The 6,218-nt window shown below is 57.7% G+C and carries 3 protein-coding genes; 2 read left to right on the top strand and 1 reads right to left on the bottom strand.

What is annotated here, in order from left to right:
* Positions 1-751 (top strand): C-terminal binding protein (locus tag VGE80_RS07165; protein WP_440592164.1); only part of this gene is annotated, 751 nt, incomplete at its 5' end.
* Positions 752-897: 146 nt separating this feature from the next.
* Here the strand turns inward: VGE80_RS07165 and VGE80_RS07170 are convergent.
* Positions 898-1,812 (bottom strand): DNA-methyltransferase, encoded by a 915-nt coding sequence (locus tag VGE80_RS07170; protein ID WP_373652977.1) that lies wholly within the window; start codon positions 1,810-1,812, stop codon positions 898-900.
* 361 nt (positions 1,813-2,173) lie between these two features.
* Here VGE80_RS07170 and VGE80_RS07175 point away from each other — a divergent pair, with 361 nt between their 5' ends.
* A complete protein-coding gene (locus VGE80_RS07175; protein WP_440592165.1) occupies positions 2,174-5,584 on the top strand; it encodes an efflux RND transporter permease subunit in 3,411 nt (1,136 codons plus the stop codon).
* Positions 5,585-6,218 lie beyond the last annotated feature (634 nt).

Below are 6,218 nucleotides of genomic sequence, written 5' to 3' on the forward strand. Positions count from 1 at the left end.
CGTCGCCCGGTTGGGGATCGGCATCGACAATATCGCCGTTTCTACGGCAACCGAACTGGGAATTCCGGTCACGAACTGTCCGGATTACTGCGTATCAGAGGTTTCCGACCACGCACTGGGGCTGCTGCTGGCATGTGCACGGCAGATCGGCTTCTTCCATCTGCGAACAAAGCGGGGAGAATACGATCTGAGTGCTGCCGGACCGATGCGGCGACTCTCGGGGCAGACCGTGGGTCTGGTCGGTCTGGGAAATACCGCCAGAGAACTCGTTCCCAAGTTGCGCGCGTTGGGGCTGACAGTACTGTCTCACACACGATCGGGGGCGGACTACGGCACGGGCTGTCGCATGGTTTCGTTGAAGGAGCTTTGCGAACAGAGCGATTACATTTCAATCCATGCTCCACTCGTCCCCGAAACGCGGCATCTGTTCAATGCCGAGCGGCTGAGGTGGATGAAGCCAACAGCCTATCTCATCAACACGTCGCGCGGCGGATTGATCGACCCCGCAGCACTCTGGGAAGCCCTGCAGAAGAATGTCATCGCCGGAGCGGCCCTTGACGTGTTCGAGCCCGAGCCACCGGATCTCAATGATCCCCTCTATCAGGACGAGCGGGTGATTGTCACACCCCACGCCGCATTTGTGTCGCAGGAGTCACTTGATCAGATGCGGACGCAGGCGATGAATCAGGTTGTTCAAGCCCTGCGCGGTGAGCGACCGGATAATCTGGTCAATCCGACCTACCAGGCATAGCGTTGGTCTGCCAACAGATGGGGTTGGTCGTTGGCACTCCCGGCGACTGACCTCACTCTCGACACGTTCCCCAGGATCGTTTCGTATGGCGGGGGCTCGTGTGGATTGAGCCGGCCAGCGAGCGGCGGGGCGACGAACCTGATTCGCTAATTGAACAGACTTGAATCGTTTTTGGGTTCCTTTTTCCTCACAGCGCGAGCGCGTTTGACTGGTTCCGTGGGAGTGGCGGGAGCGCTGACTTTGGGTTCGGGGGCTCCGTCCAGTACATCCCCCGGGTTGATTTTGGCGAGACGCGTCAGCCCTCGTGCGATGTATTCTTCGCTGATGTCAAAGGCGAGAAAATTGCGCCGCAATTTCTTAGCGACCGCTGCGGTCGTGGCACTGCCGCTGAACGGATCCAGTACCAGTTCGCCGGGGTTTGAGCTGACTTTGATGATCCGTCCCAGCAGCTGCTCCGGCATCTGACAACCGTGGAAACCTTCTCGCTCTTTGAACGTGCCAGCCACACGCGGAAAGTACCAGGTGTCTTCTTCGGGAGTCAGCCCCTCGACGAGATCCTGAGGACGCAGAATCCAGGTATCGTCTGGCAGGCGTCCGCTCTTGTTGGCGCGGGCGTCCGCATAGACGGTTTGCCGCGCAGAGGGGACTGCGATTTCAGGTCCATTAAAGGTGAAGTTCTTAGCGTTCTTCACAAAGTGGAAGATGTGCGTATGTGAGCGACTGAATTTGAGTTTGCAATTCACGCCGAACGTGTAGTACCAAATCACCCAGCTACGGCAATGAAACCCGATCTCCTGACTGAGGAGCTTCAGTTCTGCTGCATAGTCGTCGCCAATTGCCAGCCAGAATGTTCCATTTGGTTTGAGGACATGGTGGACGCCCGAGATCCACTTTCGGGACCAGTCCAGATACTGTGGAGGTGCCTGACGGTCCTTATAGACATCGTAAGAGTACCCGATATTGAATGGGGGATCCGCAAAGACAAGGTCGACGCACCCCGCCTCCAGCCCCTTCATTGCTTCGATACAATCAAGAGAATGGATCGTATTTAAGGCGAGCATCAGACGGCCTCCCTGCGGGCGTTATCAAGAGCGGGCAGCGATGCCCGGAATAGGTCACTCAGCGGCCGTGATGCTAGCGTGGTTCCCTTCAAGTCTCAACGAGGGGTGAAAAGCTCTGCTAAGGGGCAGTGAGGATTGACGTGTCACTTGTTCACTCACATGATGACTTGACGACTCGCTACAATCCTCGCACGTGCGCAAGCTGATTGGCTCCCCACTTCTTCCTGTTTCTGAGGGATGCGGTGTTAGTCAGGGGAGAGAGTCGAGCGGCGTCGCAGAGACTGGTTCAGACTGCCCTGCCAGACCCGGAAATCGTTCCGCCAGCCCCGTTCCCGCCCCCCAGTTTAAAAGAGCGGCCTGCATGTTCTCGCGATTTTTTATCGATCGACCGATTTTTGCTTCGGTCCTCTCGATCGTCATTACGCTGTGCGGTGGAATCGCTCTTTTCACTCTTCCCGTGACGCAGTATCCCGAGATCACGCCCCCGACGGTCGAAGTCTCGGCAATCTATCCCGGAGCAAACGCCCGCGTGGTTTCGGATACGGTCGCCGCCCCGATTGAACAGCAGGTGAATGGTGTGGAAGGGATGATGTATATGTCATCCCAGTGCACCAACGACGGGGCGTATTCGCTGACCGTGACATTTCGACAGGGAACTGACCTGAATTTGGCACAGGTTCTGGTGCAAAATCGTGTGGCCCTGGCACAGCCGATTCTTCCGGGGCTGGTCCAGCGACGCGGCGTCACTGTGAAGAAGAAGTCTCCCAGCGTGCTGATGATCGTCAATCTGTTTTCGCCTGACGACAGTCGCGACAACCTGTATCTCAGCAACTACGCAACCATTCAGTTGCGAGACGAACTTTCGCGACTGCCCGGGGTGGGGGATATCACGTTCCTCGGACAGCGCGATTACAGCATGCGCGTCTGGATCGATCCCGAGCGACTGGCGAGTAGCGGGTTAACGACCGATGACGTCGTCCACGCGATCGAACAGCAGAACATCCAGGTCGCTGCGGGACAGATCGGCCAGCCCCCTGCGGCGAAAGACCAGGTCTTCCAGTTCACCATGACGACGCTGGGGCGTTTGTCGGAAGATGAGCAATTCGCGGACATGGTTTTGCGAACCGAGGCGGATGGGTCTCTGATTCGACTGAAGGATGTCGCACGTACGGAGCTGGGAGCGCTGGGCTACGACCAGATGTGTACTCTGAATTCGCAGCCGTCGGTCGCGTTATCCGTCTATCAATTGCCGGGATCGAATGCCCTCGGAACGGCACAGCTTGTTCGCCGCAAAATGGAGGAGCTGAAAGAACGGTTTCCTGGCGGCATTGATTACGACATCGTCTACGACACGACGCCGTTCATTCAGGAGTCTGTCAACGAAGTGTTCAACTCGTTGCGTGACGCCGTGATCCTCGTGGCCGTGGTGGTTCTTGTGTTTCTGCAGGGATGGCGTGCTGCGGTGATCCCGCTGGTCGCGGTTCCGGTTGCTGTCGTCGGTACGTTCGCGGCGATGGCCGCATTCGGCTTCAGCCTCAATACCCTGACCCTGTTCGGCCTGGTGCTGGCGATCGGGATCGTCGTCGATGATGCCATCGTCGTGGTTGAAGCCATCGAGCGGCATCTGGAGGAAGGAGCCACCTCGCGCGAGGCCGCAATTCGCGCCATGGATGAAGTGGCGGGACCCGTTATTGCAGTCGGTCTGGTGCTGAGTGCCGTGTTCATTCCCTGTATTTTCATCACGGGGATCGTCGGTCGGTTCTTCCAGCAGTTTGCATTGACGATCGCAATTTCGACAGTGATCTCAGCGTTTAACTCGTTGACACTCAGTCCGGCGTTGGCTGTGCTGCTGCTCAAGCCCCGATCTCCGCATGCCGGTGAACATGCAGAGGGGGCTCATGGTCATGCGACTGCCGGTGGAGGACACGCGTCAGGAGAGGCCCTGCCCCGACTGCTCATTCTGATGATTGGTGCCTGGATCGGATACGCTTCGGGTTCCTGGGTTGCAGAGCAACTCGGAAAGGCGGGTGAGCCGATCTTCGCTTACATCTCACCGCAGTTGCTGACGGCGATCGTGGGGATCATCGTCGCGCAGATCGCTTGCGGGCTGGTGAATCGCCTGCTGGGGTGGTTTTTCCGCTGGTTCAACCTCGGATTCAATCTGGTCACCGAAGGCTATGTCGCAATCGTGGGGCTTCTGCTCCGTGCAAGCTTCGTTGTGCTGCTGGGGTATGCTGGTTTCATCTACCTCACCTACCACCTGTTTACGATTGCGCCATCGGGTTTTATTCCCTCACAGGACAAGGGTTATCTTCTGGTCAACGTGCAGTTGCCTGATTCGGCATCGCTGGACCGGACCAACCGCGTCATGAAACGCATTGAAGAACTGGCAGCACAAACCCACGGCGTCAAAGACACGATGGGAATCGCGGGTCAATCGATCGTGCTCGGTGCCAACGCACCAAACTTCGGCACGGTTTATCTCATGCTCGATGACTTCCACCATCGCAGCGACTTGACGGCGGATCATATCGCGGACACGTTGAAAGCGACCCTCGAGAAAGAAGTTCCCGATGCGTTGATCAACCTGTTTGGTGCTCCGCCTGTGGATGGGCTGGGAACAGCCGGCGGGTTCAAAATGGTGGTCGAGGACCGCGGTGACATCAGCGCGACCGCACTTCAGACCGTCAGTCAGCAAATCGTTGATGAAGGATCCGCGATTCCGGGGCTGACCGGGCTGTTCTCCAGTTTCCGCGCAGATACACCCTGGTTGTTCATCGACATCGATCGACGGGCTGCCCGCAGCAAAGGGGTCTCGCTTTCCTCTTTGTTTGAAGCTCTACAGGTCGGGTTTGGTTCACTTTATGTGAATGACTTTAACCGTTTCGGTCGTACCTGGCAGGTGAATGTCCAGTCGGACGCCCAGTTCCGCATGGCCCCCAAAGACCTGAAACGCGTTCTGGTTCGAAGCGAAAATCACGAACTCGTTCCCCTGGCGGCGGTCGCTTCAGTGCGAGAAATCACGGGGCCCGTCATGGTGATTCGCTACAACCTGTACCCGTCGGCCATCGTGAACGTCAACGGGGCTGCGGGAACGAGTTCGGGTCAGGTGATCGACCGAATGAATGAACTTTCCCAAAATGTCCTGCTTCCGTCGATGCGGGCAGAATGGACAGAACTGGCACTGCTTCAGCTCGAAGCAGGTAATACCGCAATGTTCGCCTTCCTGCTGGCGGTGGTACTGGTCTTCCTGGTGCTGGCGGCCCAGTATGAAAGCTGGTCGCTGCCGCTGGCTGTAATTCTGGTGGTGCCGATGTGTTTGCTCTGTTCGGTTGTCGGCGTGCTGATGGCCAACATGGATATCAACATCTTCACGCAAATTGGCTTCGTGGTGCTGGTCGGTCTGGCCTGTAAGAACGCGATTCTGATTGTGGAGTTTGCCCGGGCTCGCTGCCTCGCCGGACTTTCCCCTCGTGAAGCAACACTGGAGGCGTGTCGGCTGCGATTGCGCCCGATCATCATGACATCGTTCGCGTTCATTCTGGGGGTCGTTCCGCTGATGATCGGCAGTGGTGCCGGTTTTGAAATGCGGCAGACACTGGGGATCGCCGTGTTCGCAGGGATGCTCGGCGTCACCCTGTTCGGGATCTTCCTGACCCCTGTCTTCTTCTACGTCATTCAGTTGATGTCAGGGCCCCCGAAGGTGATCGCAGAACCCGAAGTTTCTCCCACAAGCCACGGTCCTCACGGTTCACATCCCGTAGCACCCTGATTTGATTGTTCTTCGGCAAGCGATCGGGACGGAAAGGGGCGGCTTCTGGCTAGACCCCTTACGGCCGATTACACCTCATTACCGGTGATGAGGCGGTTGCCGTGGGTGTACGTGTTTGGACGGTCGTACCCTGCCCTGTGAAGCAGCAGAAATCTCTCAAGCACGATTCGACTCGGCGGATCATTCTGGACGGGAAGCGAGTCCTCATCCCTTCGTGCTCGTGAACATCATCTGCAGCACCCGCGGTTTTCCAAAGAGTATGCGGTATGGCTCGATACGAGGCTGCCTGAGCCGGGTCTGACGCCGTTGGAGCAATTGACACCCGACTGCGTCTTCCTGGCTGCGTAATTTCGTCCCACGTCGCTGATGCCGGGTACGGATCTTCACCGTATTGGTCACGCTCTGTGCCCGCCCGCAGGCCATTTGTGACTCGATTGCAGGCCGTTTACGCATCCATAATCGGGTAGGAGGCGGGGTCACCCCCGCCGTCCTCCCACACCACCGGACGTACTCATCGTATCCGGCGGTTTCTAAGATGGTTGTAAATCGGCGTGCCTTTGGGTCAGGAAGACGAGGCCGAGACGATGGAACCAGTCGATGGACATGGCATGTTGAGCGGGAGGGCTACCCGCCA

Origin of the sequence: Schlesneria sp. (assembly GCF_036405755.1) — a bacterium.
In the GTDB taxonomy this organism is placed as follows: domain Bacteria; phylum Planctomycetota; class Planctomycetia; order Planctomycetales; family Planctomycetaceae; genus Schlesneria; species Schlesneria sphaerica.